Here is an 18,053-nt window from a genome sequence, read left to right as displayed (position 1 = left end):
TCATTAAGTCCGCGTTGCCATACTTCATATTGGTTGTTTCCTGGCTTTAAAGTCAGTGCATGTATTAATTCAGTTAATCAAAACCTAGATTTGCATGCACAATTGGTTGTTTAGAAATAGTAAAAGCTCTTTAATAGAAAAGATTATCTAATTCTGTGATTTAATTTGTGACTTGATTTCTAATAATCCTTGCTCTGCTTCGACAATACCTTCTTCCTCCTCACAACTGTATACTTGGGCATGTCTTAAGGCATTAATGGCATTATCGAGTTCATATTTAGAAAAAGCATCCTCGGAGATCCTTAATGCGGCGCTCTCTGTATGTGATTTAGCTGAACTTAATTCATATTGGCATTTATTAGTAGTTTGTACTTCTGCAATTGCCACTAGCTTGTTGTAGATTGCATAACATTTTTTTGCGAGAGGAACGTCAAATAAAATAGATGCGTTCGCTGAATTTATAAGTATTGCAGAAGCTGCAATAGCAATATACGCTTTTTTTTTCATAATCTTCCCCTTTAATTGTTAAAATGACTGACCACTAGAGTAGGGTGTATTTGCAGTTTTCCATTCTGCCGCCCAGTAGAATGGCGTTCCAAAAGGTCTCAATGACGAAATTGCTCCGTGTTTACGTGCAGCTTCCAATTTCACCATTGGGTAGAATTGCATTGCATATTGAGCTGAGTGACTTAAGTTGCTCTTGGGTGATTTTTGCATTGTATAAAATAGCACCAGAGAAACTAGCACCTGATAAATTAGCGCCAGAAAAATCTGAAGAGGTAAAATTGCTATGACTCATTCTTGCGTTTGTTAAATTTGCGAAGCTAAAGTTGCTATAAGAAAAGTCAGCGGTTCCTAGGGAAAACTCAACTGCCATTATCCGATTAAAGCTTGAGAATTGACGATTACCAGAGATATTCAAACTAGAACGAATTAAATTGCTGTTGTTGAGAGTGATAGCACCACTCTTTTCTGTACTATGAAAATAATCACCACTGAGATCGCAACTTTCGCAAATTCCTGTCTTTTTAAATTGCTCAATATGAGATGGATTAGAATATTGTTCTGAATAAATAACTGTAGATAGTGAAACTAATGATAAAAATAAATAACGTCTCATAACATCCTCGTTCAATGACTTCGCAATCCCTGCCATTGGATCGCATTTTACTTCATTAATTCAAAGAATTACACTGTTTTAGATAATTTTTACTTTAGACCCTTGCCTATTTTACTGTGCTTATATTGTGCAACCCGGAAAGCATAATGACATTGCCATTGGGTTATCAGATTTTGATTGGGTGTAATATGCTCTAGTTCTTTTTCATAAAAAACAAGAAATCCATGTGCAATGGCTTTCTTTTCAAGCATTTTCTTAGTAAAAAAGTATGTAAACATGCAATCAATATAATGATTGATAGTTTGTGCCCCAGAACGTAGAGCAAAAATCTTCAATATAAGCATTATTCCCAACATAATAAACATTAATACACTCATAGTTTCTGAACTCACAGTAATTTCTCCTTTTAACTTGCTGGTTATAGCCCTAACTTGGGCAACTAGGAATTTTGCTATCGAGTTTGTCCTGCCATTTTTTGCAAAAACTGCTGATAAATAGCGACTGTCATTTTTATGCGGCTCAAGAATATCACCCAATATCAAAGTAATTTCTTTTAACATGATAACGCGCTGCTTTTTGCCTGTTCTGTGCACGATCCATCATCCTGTGCCCCTCTCTAATCAGTGAATTAATCAGCTCCCAGGAAACTTTTAAATCATCAGGCCTATATAATTCTGAAATAGTCTTATAATTAATATCCCAATTACCAAAATTGCTAAAAATTACAGCATTAAAATATTATCTAAGCATTACATGCGCCCTATATTTCAGCGCCTATGTTCAAATTTATGATGAGACCTAGCTGAATAACAGAAAACGAATAACACCCCTGATCCCACAACAAAACAATGGAGCATAAAATGGAAACTAGCATGGGTATTGGTATGCAGTATCATTTTTAAAAAGTACAACAGCAAGTCTAAGTACACAAACCAGCGGATAAAGGGCCAAAATAGAATTAATACAGTTTGAATAAAAGTTAAAATAAAGTGAACGAAGGCCCCTACCCTACCCCGCTGTCTTGATTTTTGAACAGATAAGTCTCCTACCCTATTCTGTTCAATTTTTTCTGGAAATCGAATAATGTTTGTCATTTCGCTATCATCCCTGTCGTCCGTTTTTGGTTAAAGCCCCATTAACAATATGAAAATGCAGCTACAAATAATAATGAAAATAGGACGACACCTGCCGCAATGAGAGCCATCCGCGAATAACTTCTCGTTCTTCGTTCAATGTTTTTTAGCTCTGTTAAGGTGTGATTCATAATAGTTTGAATCGCGACAACTGCTTGCTCAGTACTTTGCTGTATCAACTTAGCCATCACCTCTTTGCTAGAGCTAAGTGCCGCATTCAAAATCTTCTCTGCTTTTTCCTTGGCATCATCCTGCCACTGAGCCGAAATTGCCTCTATTTCCCCTTTGAAATTCAGTAACATTTCTTCATGGGCTTTTTTACTATCCTCAATAAGCCGTTCATTGACAGTCTGCAGCATTAAAATGGGATCGTCTTCTCCAAGCAGTACGCCATGCTTTCTGGCAATATTTTGAATTAAATGATTCATTTTCTCAGACATCAGATCACCACGGCGTTATTTAATTGATCGAATAATTGGTCTCGAATAATCTTCAAGCGTTGCCTGGTCATGATGTTATTATGAGCATCATTCAATGCTTCATTAAATGTTATTCTCTTTTGCAGCATGTCCGTTAAATCACGGCCATAGGTCTCTTCTTTTAAGGCCGGAATATGTATGAGGGATGCAATACGCTCTTTATGGTCACGATAGACTTTCATTTGTTCAAAGTCTTTCCCGTCATAGGTAACAGCCCCCCAATAAGGGTTTAACCACACTACAAAATGGATTTCTTTTGAAAACTGATGAATTAATTGCGAAAAACCATGCACGGTATCTAAGAGCGCTTGTCCACCGGTAATGACTGTATGGATAACGAGATCGTGGCCCAGTTCTTTGAGCAAGGAGGGTACCTGATTACTAATCAGGTAATGGGACAATGGTACAAAGGAGCTTGCGCCATTGTCGATGACCACATCCTCTTTCGTTGGCGCAATACGTTCGATTAATAGGTCAAAATGACGGGAGTTGATTTCATCCCCTTCCATGATTTCAAGTCGCTGCACATTCAGGGCTTTAAATCCATGAAAAGTGGCATTAATGGGATCGGTATCGATACATAGTGGATTTTGTCCTTTCTGAATTTTGTATTGAGCAGTAATGGCGGATACAAATGACTTGCCTACGCCGCCTTTGCCTTGCATCGTGATGTGTATTTTCATAAGAGCTCTTCCGGATTGGGTGTAGGGTGAAAAGTAAACCCAGGTATTCCTGGTACAGTACTTTTCTGTTTTGTTCCATCCTTGGCGTTCTTAATGTCTGGTGTCACACCATCCTGTTTATCGGTTGACTTGATAAGGCGAGATACAAAAATTCTAAATGTTTTGTAACCAAACGTGATTTTGCCCTCTTCTGATAACGTTTCCCATATGACTTTCATAGACCAACCCGCTTCCAATGCGTTTTCAATGTCATTTTGCAAAGCGATAAAAGCGACCTTGTTCTTGGAGGGACTGCTTTTCTCTTTCTGAAATTCGCGACAGGCAATACGCTCGCTTAGTGATTGTTCCATAAATGAATTTAGCGTCCAGCTCCTTGGGATTGATAGTACTCAGTGTATTGTGTCCTGGTGTTAATCGCAATAATCAAAGAAAAATAATAGGTTCTTTTACGTCCCTTTTAGGATTTTTTACTTCCGTTATCTGAACTTTTTGGACTATTAACGATTATTGTTGTACGTTCTCCTTACAGCAGCCTAAAAAGAACCTAAAAAGGCCTTTATGGACTATAAAAGAACCTAATGGTATCCTCTTAAAGGGCTTCAAAAAGCAGGGCAAGATAGGTGAAGTTAGCTAACCAGTACACTGGTTATCCACTTCACAGGGCTTATTCGCACCTTCGGTGCTCAACGCCAATCTTGCTCTGACGAGACCTTCCACCACTTCATAAGGGATTGCAAACCGCTTGAAAAAGAGGGAGCTTTCCTATGCGCTCAGAAAAAAATTGTGCCACCCGAAAACACGGCAAACATTTGCGCGTGCCTGTCCTTCCCTCTGAGGAATCTGAAATTAAATCCAATGCAGGAAAAGCAGGCCTGTCTGTTGCTGACTATTTACGCCGACTTGGGATGGGGTATCGAATTGAAAGCGTTTTAGATCAAGAACATATTCTTACACTTGCGAAAATTAACGCTGACCTCGGGCGATTAGGGGGTCTATTAAAGCTATGGCTGACCAATGACGAGCGACTGTCTCGCTTTAGTCCCGCAATGATTCACGCCTTACTGCATCGCCTTGAAAATACCCAGGAGGCGTTGTTATCGGTGGTGAAAAAAATATGATCATTCGCCACATTCCAATGGATTCTATCAAGAAGAGTAAGTTTACTAACCTGGTGCGTTATATTACCAATGGGCAAGGTAAACAGGAGCGAGTGGGGAAAATCAGGATCTCAAACTGCAGTAGTGTAGATCCTCATTGGGCTGCTTTAGAAGTGGAAGCCACCCAAAGTAGAAACAAAAGAGCGCAAGGCGATAAATCCTATCACCTCTTGATTTCATTCGCTAAGGGGGAATGCCCTGAATCCGAAGTACTGAGGACCATTGAAGAGAAGGTAGTCGGATCCATTGGCTTTTCCGCCCATCAACGGATCAGCACGGTGCACCATGATACGGATAACCTCCACATTCATGTAGCCATTAACAAAATTCATCCCATCCACTTCACGATGAAAGAGCCCTATCAAGCCTATAAACAGTTTTCTAAAGTGGCTATCCAACTAGAAGATGAGTTTTCTCTAATAAAAACTAACCATCAAGGCAAAAAATCGAGAGCTGAAAATCGTGCGGATGATATGGAGCATCATGCAGGAATTGAAAGCCTGATTAATTGGGTAAAGCGCCATTGCTTAGATACGCTTCGCGAGTGTCGGGATTGGGCTTCATTACACGACACCTTGGCGGCTCATGACTTAGCGCTTCGCTTACGTGGGAATGGGTTAATTGTAGAAAGTGGTTTTGGAATTTCCATTAAAGCCAGCTCACTATCCAGAGAATTTTCCAAAAAAAAACTTGAAGACCGCTTAGGACCGTTTCAACCTCTTCATAGGGAAATATCAATAAATCAATCCTATGCCCTAAGACCACTACAGCAAGGAATCAAAGCAAACTCACTATACAAGAAATACCTGGTTGAAAAAGAAACCCATTATAAGCTGATGCGAGATAAACTAGTCGTCCTTCGAGACAAAAAAAATCGATTAATTGAGCAAGCAAAGACTAAAGGCAAGTTAAAGCGTGCCACAGTGAAGCTAGTGAACGGCAGTCGTGAAGAAAAAAAGCTCCTCTATGAATCCATTCATCAGTCGCTAAAGAATGACATCCGGCAGGTGATGAAACACTATCGCCAGGATTGTAAATACGAGGTGGAGCGGTATAAAAGCTGCACCTGGGCCGACTGGCTTCAGAAAAAAGCGGAAAAAGGGGATGAGGATGCACTCACTCTAATGAGGTACAACCCGCAAACTCATGCCCGGCAATACGCCTTATCAGGTCATACCAAGAATTCCACAATCAGCCTATCCAAAACCATCGACAGTGTGACAAAAGAAGGAACCGTTATACATAAAATCAAGACCTGCACCATTCGGGATACTGGACGTGAAATCAGTATCTCTAAAGGGGCATCGCCAGAGGGTCTCAAAGAAGCCTTGCTGCTGGCAAAAAAGCGATTCGGTAATTGTATTGCCGTTAATGGTTCAGCACTTTTTAAGCAAGCCATACTGATGGTAGCGGTTCGCTATGAATTGGATATCAAGTTTGATGATTACGGTTTAGAGCTGCAGCGCCAACATTTACTTTCAATAGCAGGAGATAGAAATGAACAATCAAGAAGAGCTGGACTTATCCATGGAAGAGGAACTGGAAGAAGCAATGAAATTGTTGCAACAACCCCTGGATCAAAGCGACACCGAATCAAACCAGTCTACAGCCTCCCTGCCACTACCCGAACAAGGACTAAGTCCAACGTTGGCCGCACTGGACAATGCCCGCCGCCCGAAAATAACAACCGCTTGCGAGTCCTGTCCGAACTCCCTGTGGTTCAGCTCACCGGAGGAAGTAAAATGTTATTGCAGACTCATGTACATGATCAGCTGGAGCGCAAAAGAACCCAACCTGATAACTCGCTGCGACGGCCAATTCCTCATTTGAGTTCGACGAAAGAAAGGAAAAAACGATAACATCCCTCTGTTAAAACAGAGGGGCTCATTTACCTTGGGTATAATCACCATAAAGCAAAACCGACTGATAATAAGCACGACCCGATTGAAAAGGAGCCTTATAGCAGCTTATTTTTTATTGCCCTCCTCTAATCAGGTACCACCTATTCGCTTTAGCGCTTTCGACCTCTTTTATTTAGAGGGGTTACGGTATTTTGCGGGATTTCTTGCCCTACTTTACGCTCCACTTTTCTAGGTTCAACGCGCTCTAACTGCCTGTCATTTAACTGAATGACGGATTGAATAGCTTGTTTAAAACCTGGCTTGTCAGGTTGATAAACCATTTGTTCCAAGAAAAAATTCCAATGGTCTTCCCATTTCTTTTCGTTCTGAAGTTGAAAAAGCGCGGTCTTTGCTTTGCCGTGGCTATCCGTCATACTATCAAACAGGGTTTGCTCTTTTTGTATGACGCGTTCAAGTACGGCGTAATACTGCTCTGATAAACAGTTTTGTTGGTGGAGCTGATGGAGATCATACAAGTGTCTCACCAAGTGTTTATCTGACTCTCTCGAAGTTTCATTGGCATCCGAAACCCTTCGAGCGAGAGCGACCCATTTTTCGGCAGCCGTTTCATCGAGTGCCACACAAGGGACTGGAAAGTACTGATGATCACAGGCATCGTCTCCCAGTGTCATTTTAACCATTGAAGAAATCGGTTTGACTTCCGGTGTTAATTCAATAGTCCCCAGAAAACAATCAATCGCAATGTGAGGTTTTAAGTACATAATCTGCTTCCCGCCATCAAACGCTGCGCGAATACTCATATACCGCCCTTCATAAAACACCTTGACGTCTTCGGCAGGTACTGTAAATCCTGCATTGATTAAGGTCTCCACTAACGTATGGCGGAAATGCCGCAACTCACGCCTTTTCGCATCTTTTCCAAGGGGTAAGCAAGAAGGTTTAGAAATGACGCGAAAGTCAACGTCTTCCGATAATCGACTGATAATTCCATATCCTTTTGAAAGGCTCGTGCCACCCTGAAAGACCAGTTCAAAATACTCGTTTTGTACTTCGGTTAATAATCGAATGGCTTTCGTAACAAAGTAATCTTTACGAATAAAATCTGCTGGAAGACCCAAGAGGATAGCAGTTTGTTTTATTTGTTGTTCATTTAACTCACCTGGCATTTACATTTCCCTCAAAAACAAGCGTTTGGTTTTGTGCATGGATTGCACCTCGGAAACGGCTCTTTAAGCGGACACTAAACACGGCAGGCACCTGAGTGGTCCTTCCCTCGTTATAGTCCCGGATGGCACGTCCAAGCTCCCATTGAACACCCAGTTTATCAAGCGCCTCAATGGCAATGGTTTCAAAGGATTCGGTAAGAACCGGACGAATGGTTTGATCAGGAAAGCGCATCGGTTCAGCCTTAGCAAATAAACCGTGTGCGATTTTAATGATAAAGCCTTCATCCATGAAAGCTCGCAAAGCGCGATTTAAACGCAGTTGCGTTTTGTTGGAGTGATCTTGAATAAGATCACTCCGCGAAAAAACGTGGGATTCCATTTCCGTAATTTTAGCTCTTAATGCGTCTCGAAACGCATTGCTGTAGTGGGTTTTATCATGCATAAGTCGTCTCTCATTCTAACGCCACAAATAGTCATTTTACTATTATAGCACAACCTTCGTCACAAATAGTCATTTTCAAGCCAAGACTTCACAAAGCCTGTACGTGTTTATGCGTTCTATTTGGTTTGGTTGTGCGTGATTTGGAAATAATTTCCTTAATTATGCCTTGGGTCTGGCGTTTTACGCCCTCTAACCCAAGCCGGCTGTTATTTGCTAAATCATTAAAATCACTGAATTGTCGAGGATTATCCAATTGCTCACCCGGTGCAAAAACAGGCACAATCATTTGACCATTGACTGCAATAGCCGCTTCTAATGCCTTTTCTTTCCCAGGATTAATACGCTTAGACGTCGTTAGCTCAAGGTGTTTGTCATCATCTGCAGCTATTAGAATTGGAGTATGGGGATAGCGTTCGTTTAAACGCTCGGCCACCGCCTTTAAATTGCCCGCGTCAAATGCCACGACGACCGGTAAATCAAGCGCCTTTTTTAATGTGGCAGCCGTAGCATAGCCTTCGGCAATGATCATAACTGAAGCTGAAGCTAGGCTTTCCATGCCGCCAATGACATGACAACATCCCTCCTTTCGGCTGTTTTTCGCAAAACGTTTTGTACCGTCTTCTCGAATGTATTGCATTGTCCAAATCTCACCGTTTTGATCATAAGCGGGAATGTACGTGGTCCTTTTTGCTTTATCAGTGAATACCCCAGGATAAACGTCAATGGCTTTGGATTCCAAATAAGGAGTTGGTGTTGAAAGCGCCTGCAGTCTTGATAGCTTTTGCTTTAATTTCATTGAGGTTTGTTGATGAAGGCTTTCTATTTCGGCTTCCCGATGTTTAGCTTTTTCAAGCGCCGTGGCTTTGAGCGCCGCTTTTTCGTCCTCAGATAGAATATAACCTTTACTTCGCCATTTCATTTCAAGACCTGTTCGATTATTCTTGAAATACCCGGCAGGCAAGCCGTCTAAAAACCCCACATAAAATCCCGCGGTTTCGCCCTTTTTATCGCCTTCTACCGAAAGACGGTGCTTTTTACCATTCATAATAGGATGATCGGCGGTCACAAAAAATCCCGCGCTAATTAACGCGTCTTTAAATTCCTCTCTTGGGTCACAGGCTGGTTTTTGTAGCCTCATCTTTTCATTGGGTAACCAGGCTTGAATTTTATCTAATGACACGCCAGGATTGGCATACCAGCATTTTTTGGCATGATCCCAGGCAATGCCTGGTGTGCCATCCGATAGCTTTCCAACGATGGATTTGACAGACTCTTTATGTTCATAAGGCAGCGCAAGCCATTTTTTTTCAGTGATACATCGCTCTTCGATTTTTGGCTGCTGTCGCTTAGCTTCAAGCCAGGGATGGAGCGCTTCAAGATTGGCTCCCTCTTTCGCATACCATTTTTTCGCTTCTTTATCCCATGCAATGGCAAGCTCCCCATTAGGCAGTGTTCCTGCAAGGGTTTTGGCAGTTTCTTTTTGATGGTAGGGGATGTTAAGCCAAATTGTATCAGGGATTGTGGGTTTTAAGACCATAGGTTCACTCACTACAGTGTTATCTTCCCTGAGATCTTCGTGTGGGTTTATTGTGTGTTCCTGCTGTTGTTCTAAAGAGTGCAAATAATAGGTAATTTTCTCAGCATCCGCCGCTGCTCGGAAAATTTCCATAGGATCATCCTCCAGCGCTTTAATCCACGACTTAATGTATGCGGTATGTTGGGACGGATCATGTCCAATCCCTAATTCATCACCGAGTAATAGGCTGGCTATTTCGGCCCGTAATTCCTCTTTCGCATACCCAACACTGCCAAAGGGATGGGCTAAATCCCGTTTCAATCGTGACTCATGCCCTGTCCAATGACCCAGTTCATGGAGTGCTGTGGCATAATAACGTGCTGGATCGTCAAATTGGCTTTTAAGAGGTAAATGGATCTCATCCGACGTAATGCGATAAAACGCTCTGTCCATTTCAGAATGATGAATGGCGGCACCTGACTTCGTTAAAAGCGCTTCCGCTTTTTCCAAAGGGGACCACTCCGGCGTTTTGTGAACGATTGGCGACAATCCTTCCATTTGCGAGGCATTAAACACGGTGGCATAAAATACCTGCGGCCGCTCCAGTTTTACCGTGAGGGTAATCGGCTCTCCCGCTTGATTTAAAATAGGATTTCCCTGGTCATCTTTTTGAACTTTTTCGTCTGCAAACTTCCAATACTGCACTAAGGTTCCCTTTTCACCTTTTCTGACCTGGGCGCCTATGGATTGTGCTTGCTTGTAGGTCAGCCATCGGTTATCTGCATGACCCATCTGCATCAAGATCAGGGTATTAATCCCCTTGTAGCGTTTTCCCGTGACCGGATTCATAGGGAGTTGACTGCCAGGCGTTCCTGGGTTCCATGGCTTTAGCCAGGGCGCGGTTCCTTCTTTCAATTGTTCGATAATCTTAATGGCTACTTTGTGATGATAAGGAATATTATCCATTGTTTGCCTCCAGGGCTGCTTCTTCGCTGAGCGCATCTTCCACGAAGGCTCCAAAGCCATCAGCTTCCTCTGGGGTAAGTTCTGCAATAAATCCTGGGATCATAAGATCGTCTAGCTTGTCTTCCAGTGCAGTGCTAGTAAGTGTTTGTTTAGGCATGAGTCGTCTCCTTTTTAAGTGTGTATTGTGGTTTTCCCTTCAGATCAGAATACGTTTGTTTGCAGGTCGGATAAGCTGAGCAAGCCCACCAATAGCCGTTCTTCCCCTTGCGTTTGATTAGTTTTTGATGACAACAATGGCACTCAAACAGGCTTAACTCAGCACCATTTTTGGCTCCCTGTAAACGGATCACTTGCTGGTTTGCGAGATGAACCTGCTCTTTGACAAAAGCCGTTTGCTTTTCCATAAAGGAGGTGAAATGAGCGGACTCCTGTTCAATTGTTTTTAAAATACGTTCAAACATAGCGGTCAGAATGGGGCTTTTCACCATCTCTGGAAGGGAGTCCACAATACTTTGACCTAGAGCCGTGCTCACAATATTTTTACCCTGTGGTTCAATAAAGCCTCTATTTTTCAATTCCTTGAGAATGGATCCTCGGGTTGCCGGTGTGCCAATCCCATCGCCGTCGCGAAGCATTTTTTTATGTTCATTATCAGCAATGAATTGGTGGATGTTTTCCATGGCGCGGATTAATGTGCCTTCGGTAAAGCGGGCCGGTGGTTTTGTTTTCGTATCAGTGCGACTGGCCTTCATGCACTGAACCGGGCTTCCCTCTGATAAGAGAGGAAGTCGCTGGACTTCCTCCTCTAGTTCACTTTCTTCACTGATTCTTGGATAAACGTCAAGCCAGCCGTTTTGAACAATAGTCTTTCCTTTTGCTATAAAATGCAAAAAGTCCACTTCAATATTGATCAAGGTGCTTTCGAACTCATGCAATGGATAGAATTGAGCGATATAACGCTTAACGATTAGCTTATACAGTGTTTTTTCACGTGGTGTTAAACCCTCGGTAGAGCCCGGGTGCATCGTCGGAATGATCCCAAAATGCACCGTCACTTTTTTATCATTCCAGGTCTTTGACTTAACGGATGGGTTTGCTTTTTCAATCAATGGAAGCAGTTCCGGATTAACGCGACCCAGAATATCCAAGATGGTGCTTGCATCGTTAAATTGCGATTCGGGTAAGTAACCGCAGTCAGTTCGAGGATAAGTGGTTAACTTGTGGGTTTCGTACAGGGCTTGGACCACTTCCAGCACCTCTGCAGCAGAATAACCATAGCGATTTGAGCCCTCCAATGTCAAATCGGATAATGAATAGGCCCGAGGATGCTGCTTGACTTGGAATTCGTTTTGATATGACGTCACAGTCCCTGGTCGATTGCTCACTCGCTCCACTAAGGAGTTGGCAATAGATAGGTCGATTAAGCGGTTGTCTTCATCCAGTCCTGGTTGAGACGCATTCGGTTTGAATTCAGCGAGAAAGGTTTGCCCCTGATCACTAAATACTGCTTGGATGGTATAAAACGGTTTGGATTGAAAAGCAGTGATTTGCCTGTCTCTATCCACAACAAGTTTTAAAGTAGGCGTTTGAACCCGCCCGACTGTCACTAGCGCGCGGGCTCCATTTTTTGAGGCGTTAAGCGTATAGGCGCGACTCAAATTCATACCGATGAGCCAATCCGCCTGGCTTCTTGCCAATGCGGCTTGACCAAGGCCGAAATAGACCTGATTATCTTTCAGGGATGCAAGGCCGCGTTGAAGAGAAATGGCGTCATGTGCGGCCACCCAAAAACGTTGCACGGGCTTTTGGTTGTTAAAATACCTTAGAACCTCATCAATCAAAAGCTGCCCCTCTCGATCTGCATCGCCTGCATTAATGATCAGAGTCGCTTCTTTAAGGAGAGCGCCTATAAGGTTTAGCTGTTTTTTGGTATCCGCTTTGGGCTCAATGATCCATTGCTCAGGGATAATCGGGAGATCTTCTGCTCGCCATAATTTTTTACCGGTTTTTGAGCTTTTGGGAATGTCCTCTGAAAGATAGCGATCGGGTTCTGCAAGCTCCAGCAAATGGCCAAAACACCAGGTGATTTTATCCTGTCCGCAAATAATATACCCCTCCTCCTTCGCCGTTACCCCAAGCTCATCGGCAATGGCCCTTGCGACCGACGGTTTTTCTGCAATAAATAGCCTCATGGTTCCTCCACTTAGTCAATGTCACCAAATTACAATGGGTGTGATGATCCCTTTAATTTGTTTCATTTGGATTAATCCGTAATAACGAGCGTCAAAAGACAATGGACTTTGATTGGTCATGGTTAATACTTCTTCGGATTTAAGTCGGTATTGTGTGACCTGCCATCGTCTCATCGGACGATGCAGCCCGTCATGAGATTGGGGTTTACTAAAGGGGAGCAAAAACTGATTGACATAGACACCGTTTAAAGTAGTTGACACCCTATCACCCGCCACGGCAGCAACTTGTTTCATCAAGTAGCCGTAATGACCTTTGCAAAACCCCCGCTCGAGGTAGCCTCTCCTTCTCCCTTCGCGAAATGCGTCTCTATCATCAGGGCAAAACAGGATAAGGCTGTTTTTCTTTACACTGCCTGAATCTAATCGATAAAGCCCTTTAGGAATGGAGTCACTGGTATTGAGTCTAAATCCGGCAATCAATAAAAAGATCAGGAGAGATAATAGTCCTATACAAGAAAAGCAAAGGAGGCGAATACACTGCTTCATAATGTGATTTCCTCTTCCCTGGTGAGGTTATGCCGAAGGACGTCCGAACAACGGGGGGCTTCAACGGCGGCACGCGCAACAAACACTGGATCTTTAAAGTACAGCGGTTGCTTGCCATAAATTGCAGGAAACCCCGCTGCATAAATCACCATATCTCCTGCCTCTGTAATCAAGCCATTCGGGTCTTTTTTGGGACCAGGAATTCTCCGGCACTCCTCAGCCGTTAACAGTGGTCGTGAGACTTCCTGAGTCGTTTTGGATATTTGGGTTAAAAAAGAGGATATTCTTTTGCCACTGATGGTGACGTGCTCTTTCACAATGGTGGTGGTTCCAGTCAATTTTGATAAATGCTCTGCAGTTTCCAGCCGATTAGGCGGATAGGCATTCTGAATGTGACAATTAGAAGTAATCGTTTCATCGGGACCATAGCCACGCTCGCGACTTTTCAATTGATTAATGTCCTGACAAATCAGGTAGAACTTCAGGCCATAGCCTGCAACAAACGCCAACGACTCTTGCAAGATGTCCAACTTACCAAGGCTTGGAAACTCATCAATCATGCATAGCAGTCGGTGCTTATAGGTTTTTTTGGTTTGCACAAAAGACAATCCGTTGCTATCGGTAACCCGTTCAAATTCCATTTTGTCAGCCAACAGCCGGACTATCATATTAATCAACACCCGAATTAGTGGCTGAAGTCGTGCTTTATCATTGGGTTGTGTCACAATATAAAGACTGACAGGCGACTCATGGTTCATTAAGTCTTTAATGCAAAAATCTGACGCCGATACATTATGCGCGACCACCGGATCACGATATAAGGATAAATAAGACTTAAGGGTGGATAATACAGAGCCGGCTTCGTCCTCTGGTCTATCGATCATATCTCGCGCACTGGCACTAATGACCGGATGAGTTTTGCCATCACAGTGTGGATATTGCGTCATTTCAATCAGTAAATCCGCTATATTAATGTTTGGATCAACCATCATGCGATCAATAGTGGGCAGCGAGGCAGGTTCGCCTAAGTCTTTTAGTTTATACAGACAATGCAGGATGAGGCCCACCAGCAAGGCTTGGGAAGTTTTCTGCCAGTGCGATTCAAGGCCTTTACCATCCGGATCGACCACCAGAGTTGCAAAGTTTTGCACATCCCCTACTTCAGCCTCCGTTCCAAGCCTTATCTCATCCATTGGATTCCATCGTGCACAGCCGGTGCGGGTTGCTGGTTCAAACCGGATCACCTTATTATGGGCATGTTGTTTTCGCCATCCAGCCGTTAATGCCCAGAGTTCCCCTTTTAAATCGGTAATCACAGCAGATTGTTTCCATGACAAAAGAGTTGGTATGACAAGACCCACGCCCTTTCCTGAACGCGTTGGAGCATACGTCAGAACGTGTTCTGGTCCATTGTGACGTAAATAGTGGAGCACCCCTTTTTCTTCGATTGCACCGATATAAACGCCTTCGTTATGCCCCATCAATCCGGCTTGCTTTATATCATCCTGATTGGCCCAGCGGGCTGAGCCATGCAGGTGTTCACTCAGTTTATTGTTCTTAGAAGCCTGGTTTATCAATAGGATAACGATGAAAAAAAAGGAGGTTGACATCGTAAATAAACCAAAGGCTATCGAGAAATCAGCAGGGTAATAGGTCCGCCACTTAACCCACCAAACAATAATTTGCCAGGGTGCATACCAATGAGAGAAAGCCTCCCCCAATAAGGGATCATAATGTAACTTATACGCGATGAATTGAGTGGCCCCCTGCATACTCAACAAAACAGCACTCAAAACAAGTCCCAAGGTCAGTCGATTGATTTTAGTTCTAGCGGGTTTCTTTATCAGAAGCCCAATGCCCTTATTCATTTTCATGTGAGCTCACCCATCCTTTCTGGCGCGAAGACAGACGCTAACGCCCGCTCGGCTTCCTTATTGTGATAGCTACTGCTCACTCGACGTGGTGTTGGAAGTTCACGCTTGACTTGCACTGCATCGTGATAGAGGACTTGGCGTGTTTGTTGAATAGTAACCGGCGACGCAGCGGGACTATTGACTCCATGCGTATTAAAATATTGATTGAGCCATTGCTGCCATTTCATTGCTTTTTTAATAAGATCAGCACGGTAAATCTGATTGTAGTGTGGGGTTTTGGAATGATAGTTCGCCGCTCGCGTCCAAATGTCTTGACTGTCATGCAATAAATGCTTTCTAACGCGCCAGGCGGCCAAATCATAGGCATAACAACCCGGTCTTGCAACATCGGATGGCTTGATACCATACTTTGCGAGATCGCGAAGATAAACGGTATTGAGCTGCATGCTGCCTACATCATACGTGCCATTCCTGTTTTTTGACCACTGATTAGGTCTTCCGCCTTCTTTCTCAGCAAGCGCTAATAAAATATTGGTAGGTACCTGATATTTAATGGATGCCATAATAGAACAGGCAATACGCTCTTGATGAATGATTGAAAAATCGACAGGGATTGGCATAGTAACTCCGGCTTAAGATTTATTAACAAATTGACTGACTTCATCATGCGTCTCAGGGCTTGGATTCTGCTGCCCCGCGGTTAAACTGCCCTCACTCGCCGATGGCAACCCATCCGGTTGATCACCTGCAACACTTTGTGATTTTTCATTGATGGACTGGGCAACCTGTCCGCCCGGGGTTTGCGCAATGCGTGAAGTCATGGCCGTTTTTACCGAATCCATTTTTTGGCGCATCACGTCTGCAGTCCCAGCTGCGAGATGAGCTCCCATGGAGGACACGAAGTGTCCGGCTTTCCCCATAGAAGCAGCTAAACCGCTTCCTGATGCACTGGCAGCCCTCGACTGCGACGCTGCTTTAAAGGCTTCAGACAAAGCCGAGCCTGCCCCGGCAATATTGGCGACAGCTGATGTTGCCATGGAAACACCACCAGCGACGGCCGCTCCAGCCATGCTTGCAGCACCCATGGCCGTACTCAGCCCAACGCCAGGCCCCCCATTAAAGCCACCACCCGAAACAATGCCCGACAACATCGGAGGGATCTTGTTGATAATGGATAATAAAATGATTGAGACGACCAGCATCACAAGCAATTCTTTGATCGATATTTCGGTGGACATGGCCGTGTAATATTGATCTACAAAGGAATGACCAATGCCCACAATCAGCACCATCGCGAAGGCCTGAACAGCAATCCCCAAAACGGTTTTGTAATAATTAATTGCAATATCCTGCGTCCAACGGCCGCCACCAAACCCTAGTAAAAAAATGCCGCCATACGTAATGATCCAGGCTGAAATGAGGATGAGTAACATATTGACGGCGACTAATGCTAAAACGACTAAAATAACCGCGGCGACGATCAACCCAACCGTTGTCGTGGCCGGTGACCAGATGGAGGAATTATCGACCACCTTGGACGCAATATCAAAACCTACATCCATTATTCCGGAAGGCGAGACCGACTGCTTCAACCCTGAAGCGTCTGCTGCAATCTGTCTTAAAGAGGCGATGAAAGCGTTGGCAATGGCAGGGCCATGGATTAATAACCAATTGAAAAACCCAGTGACAATTAAAAAGCGCATGGTTTCAGCCAGAAACTCCTGGATCTCGGCTCGCTTTAAAGCCAATAAGCTGTACGTCCAAATCATACTGAGCAGTACTAAACTCCAAAATAGCCAGCTGGCATAGGCCGTAATTTTGGTTTCCCAGGTTGCGGAAGTACTTTGAAAACGATTTAAAATGCTGTCAAAAATATTCGCACCACTGATTCCAGATCCCGCATAGAGGCTTGATGCGCAAAGCATAAGCCCCAACAGGATACACATTTTAGCCACGGTACTTTTCATAGGTTCACCAGGATTGAGGCGTGCTTTTTTGAAAACTGCCCTTTCTAAAACAGGCATCCCCAATGGCTTGCAACTCTTCTTGACTGCGCCCTTCTCTTGGACTGTCGCAGGTTAATTGAGCCAGTTGCTTCGCCTTGCTCTCGGCTTTCGCCTGGTCATTTTCACAGCCCACCAGGAAAAAAACAGCTATTCCCACTAGCATCAAAAATCGATTCATAAATACTCCTTGATTGTGATTAAACGGTTTACCAGGACATCGGCTTACTCTTTTGAAATTTTCCAGCTCGAAACCGCTCATCGCCCGCCGCAAGGATGGCCTCCTTATTGACTTCAGAAGCGGCTCGTGTGGCATTGGCATTGTGTTCGGCAATCATTAGACTTCTAATTTGCAATAATTGATGATTCTCGGCACTGGCTAATTGGGATGCTGCTTGAATCGCTTGCTTTTGGCCTTCGGCGTTTTGTGCATGGGCTTGCAATGTCTTTAGTTTCGCCGCATCAGACTTTAAGTTTTTTTGCTGGCTATCAATCCCGCGCAGCAGCGCATCATTGGCGCGTTTTTGAGCGACGGAGGCAGACAATTGGTTTTGTTTTAGACGTGCAATTTCTGCCTCACTAAACTTGCTGTTGCTGTAATATTCCTCACTTTGATACCGGTTCAGATATGCATCCAGACTGCCAGCTTCCTGTTTGTAATAGTCAATCGTGTCTGTGGTATTGATTAAATGAGAAATGACGCTGTTAGCATCATCCCATTGATATGAGGTCAACGATTTGGTGTTCTCAAGCATCGTGTTATACTGTTCCAGTTGATTTTTATACGCTTGCACCTGATTGGCTATCATTTTGAGATTTTGAGCCCAGTTGGTCGCATCAAAGACGGGTGTACCCGAAGCCGATGCAGCAAAAACCAGCCCCCATAGAATCATTAATTTCACTTTCATCATCTC

20 protein-coding genes are annotated in these 18,053 nt (G+C 43.7%); 2 read left to right on the top strand and 18 right to left on the bottom strand.

Annotated elements, in window-relative coordinates; translation table 11 throughout:
* Positions 1-147: 147 nt before the first annotated feature.
* The 7 genes from DYH42_RS15530 to DYH42_RS15505 form a co-directional block, all read right to left on the bottom strand.
* A complete protein-coding gene (locus DYH42_RS15530) occupies positions 148-507 on the bottom strand; it encodes a hypothetical protein (RefSeq protein WP_058523489.1) in 360 nt (119 codons plus the stop codon).
* Between the two features lie 121 nt (positions 508-628).
* Positions 629-1,120, bottom strand: coding sequence for a pentapeptide repeat-containing protein (locus DYH42_RS15525; protein ID WP_162263090.1), 492 nt, complete (start codon positions 1,118-1,120; stop codon positions 629-631).
* 89 nt (positions 1,121-1,209) lie between these two features.
* The gene (locus tag DYH42_RS15520; RefSeq protein WP_131793042.1) at positions 1,210-1,680 is read right to left on the bottom strand and encodes a hypothetical protein; all 471 of its coding nucleotides are present in this window, start codon (positions 1,678-1,680) and stop codon (positions 1,210-1,212) included.
* 207 nt (positions 1,681-1,887) lie between these two features.
* Positions 1,888-2,214 carry a KleE stable inheritance protein gene (kleE, locus tag DYH42_RS16935; protein ID WP_162263091.1) on the bottom strand — a complete coding sequence of 109 codons (327 nt, stop codon included), beginning with the start codon at positions 2,212-2,214 and terminating at the stop codon, positions 1,888-1,890.
* 41 nt (positions 2,215-2,255) lie between these two features.
* Positions 2,256-2,693, bottom strand: coding sequence for a conjugal transfer protein TraM (locus DYH42_RS15515; RefSeq protein ID WP_058523492.1), 438 nt, complete (start codon positions 2,691-2,693; stop codon positions 2,256-2,258).
* Positions 2,693-3,415, bottom strand: a complete 723-nt coding sequence (locus DYH42_RS15510; RefSeq protein ID WP_058523493.1) for an ArsA-related P-loop ATPase — start codon at positions 3,413-3,415, stop codon at positions 2,693-2,695. Before DYH42_RS15510 ends, DYH42_RS15515 begins: the two co-directional genes overlap by 1 nt.
* Positions 3,412-3,765 carry a TraK family protein gene (locus DYH42_RS15505; RefSeq protein ID WP_058523494.1) on the bottom strand — a complete coding sequence of 118 codons (354 nt, stop codon included), beginning with the start codon at positions 3,763-3,765 and terminating at the stop codon, positions 3,412-3,414. Before DYH42_RS15505 ends, DYH42_RS15510 begins: the two co-directional genes overlap by 4 nt.
* Positions 3,766-4,179: 414 nt before the next feature.
* On the opposite strand from DYH42_RS15505, the gene traJ reads away from it, so the two are divergent.
* Positions 4,180-4,533, top strand: coding sequence for a conjugal transfer transcriptional regulator TraJ (gene traJ, locus DYH42_RS15500; protein ID WP_058523495.1), 354 nt, complete (start codon positions 4,180-4,182; stop codon positions 4,531-4,533).
* On the top strand, positions 4,530-6,431 hold the full coding sequence (traI, locus tag DYH42_RS15495) for a TraI/MobA(P) family conjugative relaxase (RefSeq protein WP_058523496.1): 1,902 nt from the start codon (positions 4,530-4,532) through the stop codon (positions 6,429-6,431). Before traJ ends, traI begins: the two co-directional genes overlap by 4 nt.
* A gap of 152 nt (positions 6,432-6,583) precedes the next feature.
* On the opposite strand, the gene DYH42_RS15490 is transcribed toward traI, so the two are convergent.
* From DYH42_RS15490 to trbJ, 11 genes are all read right to left on the bottom strand, one after another.
* Positions 6,584-7,600, bottom strand: a complete 1,017-nt coding sequence (locus DYH42_RS15490) for a nucleotidyl transferase AbiEii/AbiGii toxin family protein (protein WP_083503109.1) — start codon at positions 7,598-7,600, stop codon at positions 6,584-6,586.
* Positions 7,590-8,042, bottom strand: a complete 453-nt coding sequence (locus DYH42_RS15485) for a hypothetical protein (protein WP_058523497.1) — start codon at positions 8,040-8,042, stop codon at positions 7,590-7,592. The genes DYH42_RS15490 and DYH42_RS15485 overlap by 11 nt, the downstream gene beginning before the upstream one ends.
* An 88-nt stretch (positions 8,043-8,130) precedes the next feature.
* Positions 8,131-10,524 (bottom strand): zincin-like metallopeptidase domain-containing protein, encoded by a 2,394-nt coding sequence (locus DYH42_RS16735; RefSeq protein WP_058523498.1) that lies wholly within the window; start codon positions 10,522-10,524, stop codon positions 8,131-8,133.
* Positions 10,517-10,681 (bottom strand): hypothetical protein, encoded by a 165-nt coding sequence (locus tag DYH42_RS16670; protein ID WP_165483350.1) that lies wholly within the window; start codon positions 10,679-10,681, stop codon positions 10,517-10,519. The genes DYH42_RS16735 and DYH42_RS16670 overlap by 8 nt, the downstream gene beginning before the upstream one ends.
* On the bottom strand, positions 10,674-12,716 hold the full coding sequence (locus tag DYH42_RS15475; protein ID WP_058523499.1) for a DNA topoisomerase 3: 2,043 nt from the start codon (positions 12,714-12,716) through the stop codon (positions 10,674-10,676). The genes DYH42_RS16670 and DYH42_RS15475 overlap by 8 nt, the downstream gene beginning before the upstream one ends.
* 21 nt (positions 12,717-12,737) lie before the next feature.
* Entirely contained in the window at positions 12,738-13,262 is a 525-nt protein-coding gene (gene traF, locus DYH42_RS15470; protein ID WP_058523500.1) for a conjugative transfer signal peptidase TraF, read from the bottom strand.
* Positions 13,259-15,136 (bottom strand): type IV secretory system conjugative DNA transfer family protein, encoded by a 1,878-nt coding sequence (locus DYH42_RS15465; RefSeq protein WP_058523501.1) that lies wholly within the window; start codon positions 15,134-15,136, stop codon positions 13,259-13,261. The genes traF and DYH42_RS15465 overlap by 4 nt, the downstream gene beginning before the upstream one ends.
* Positions 15,133-15,756 (bottom strand): lysozyme family protein, encoded by a 624-nt coding sequence (locus tag DYH42_RS15460; protein WP_058523502.1) that lies wholly within the window; start codon positions 15,754-15,756, stop codon positions 15,133-15,135. Before DYH42_RS15460 ends, DYH42_RS15465 begins: the two co-directional genes overlap by 4 nt.
* 12 nt (positions 15,757-15,768) lie before the next feature.
* Complete coding sequence (gene trbL, locus DYH42_RS15455) at positions 15,769-17,103, bottom strand: P-type conjugative transfer protein TrbL (RefSeq protein ID WP_058523503.1); 1,335 nt, start codon at positions 17,101-17,103, stop codon at positions 15,769-15,771.
* 4 nt (positions 17,104-17,107) lie between these two features.
* Positions 17,108-17,320: a hypothetical protein gene (locus DYH42_RS15450; protein WP_058523504.1), complete on the bottom strand. Its 213-nt coding sequence runs from the start codon at positions 17,318-17,320 to the stop codon at positions 17,108-17,110.
* A 28-nt stretch (positions 17,321-17,348) separates the two neighbouring features.
* Positions 17,349-18,047 carry a P-type conjugative transfer protein TrbJ gene (trbJ, locus tag DYH42_RS15445; protein WP_058523532.1) on the bottom strand — a complete coding sequence of 233 codons (699 nt, stop codon included), beginning with the start codon at positions 18,045-18,047 and terminating at the stop codon, positions 17,349-17,351.
* Positions 18,048-18,053: the final 6 nt, after the last annotated feature.

It is taken from the genome of Legionella birminghamensis (assembly GCF_900452515.1).
Classification (GTDB): Bacteria; Pseudomonadota; Gammaproteobacteria; order Legionellales; family Legionellaceae; genus Legionella_C; species Legionella_C birminghamensis.
This window is presented reverse-complemented; position numbering and strand designations above follow the sequence as displayed.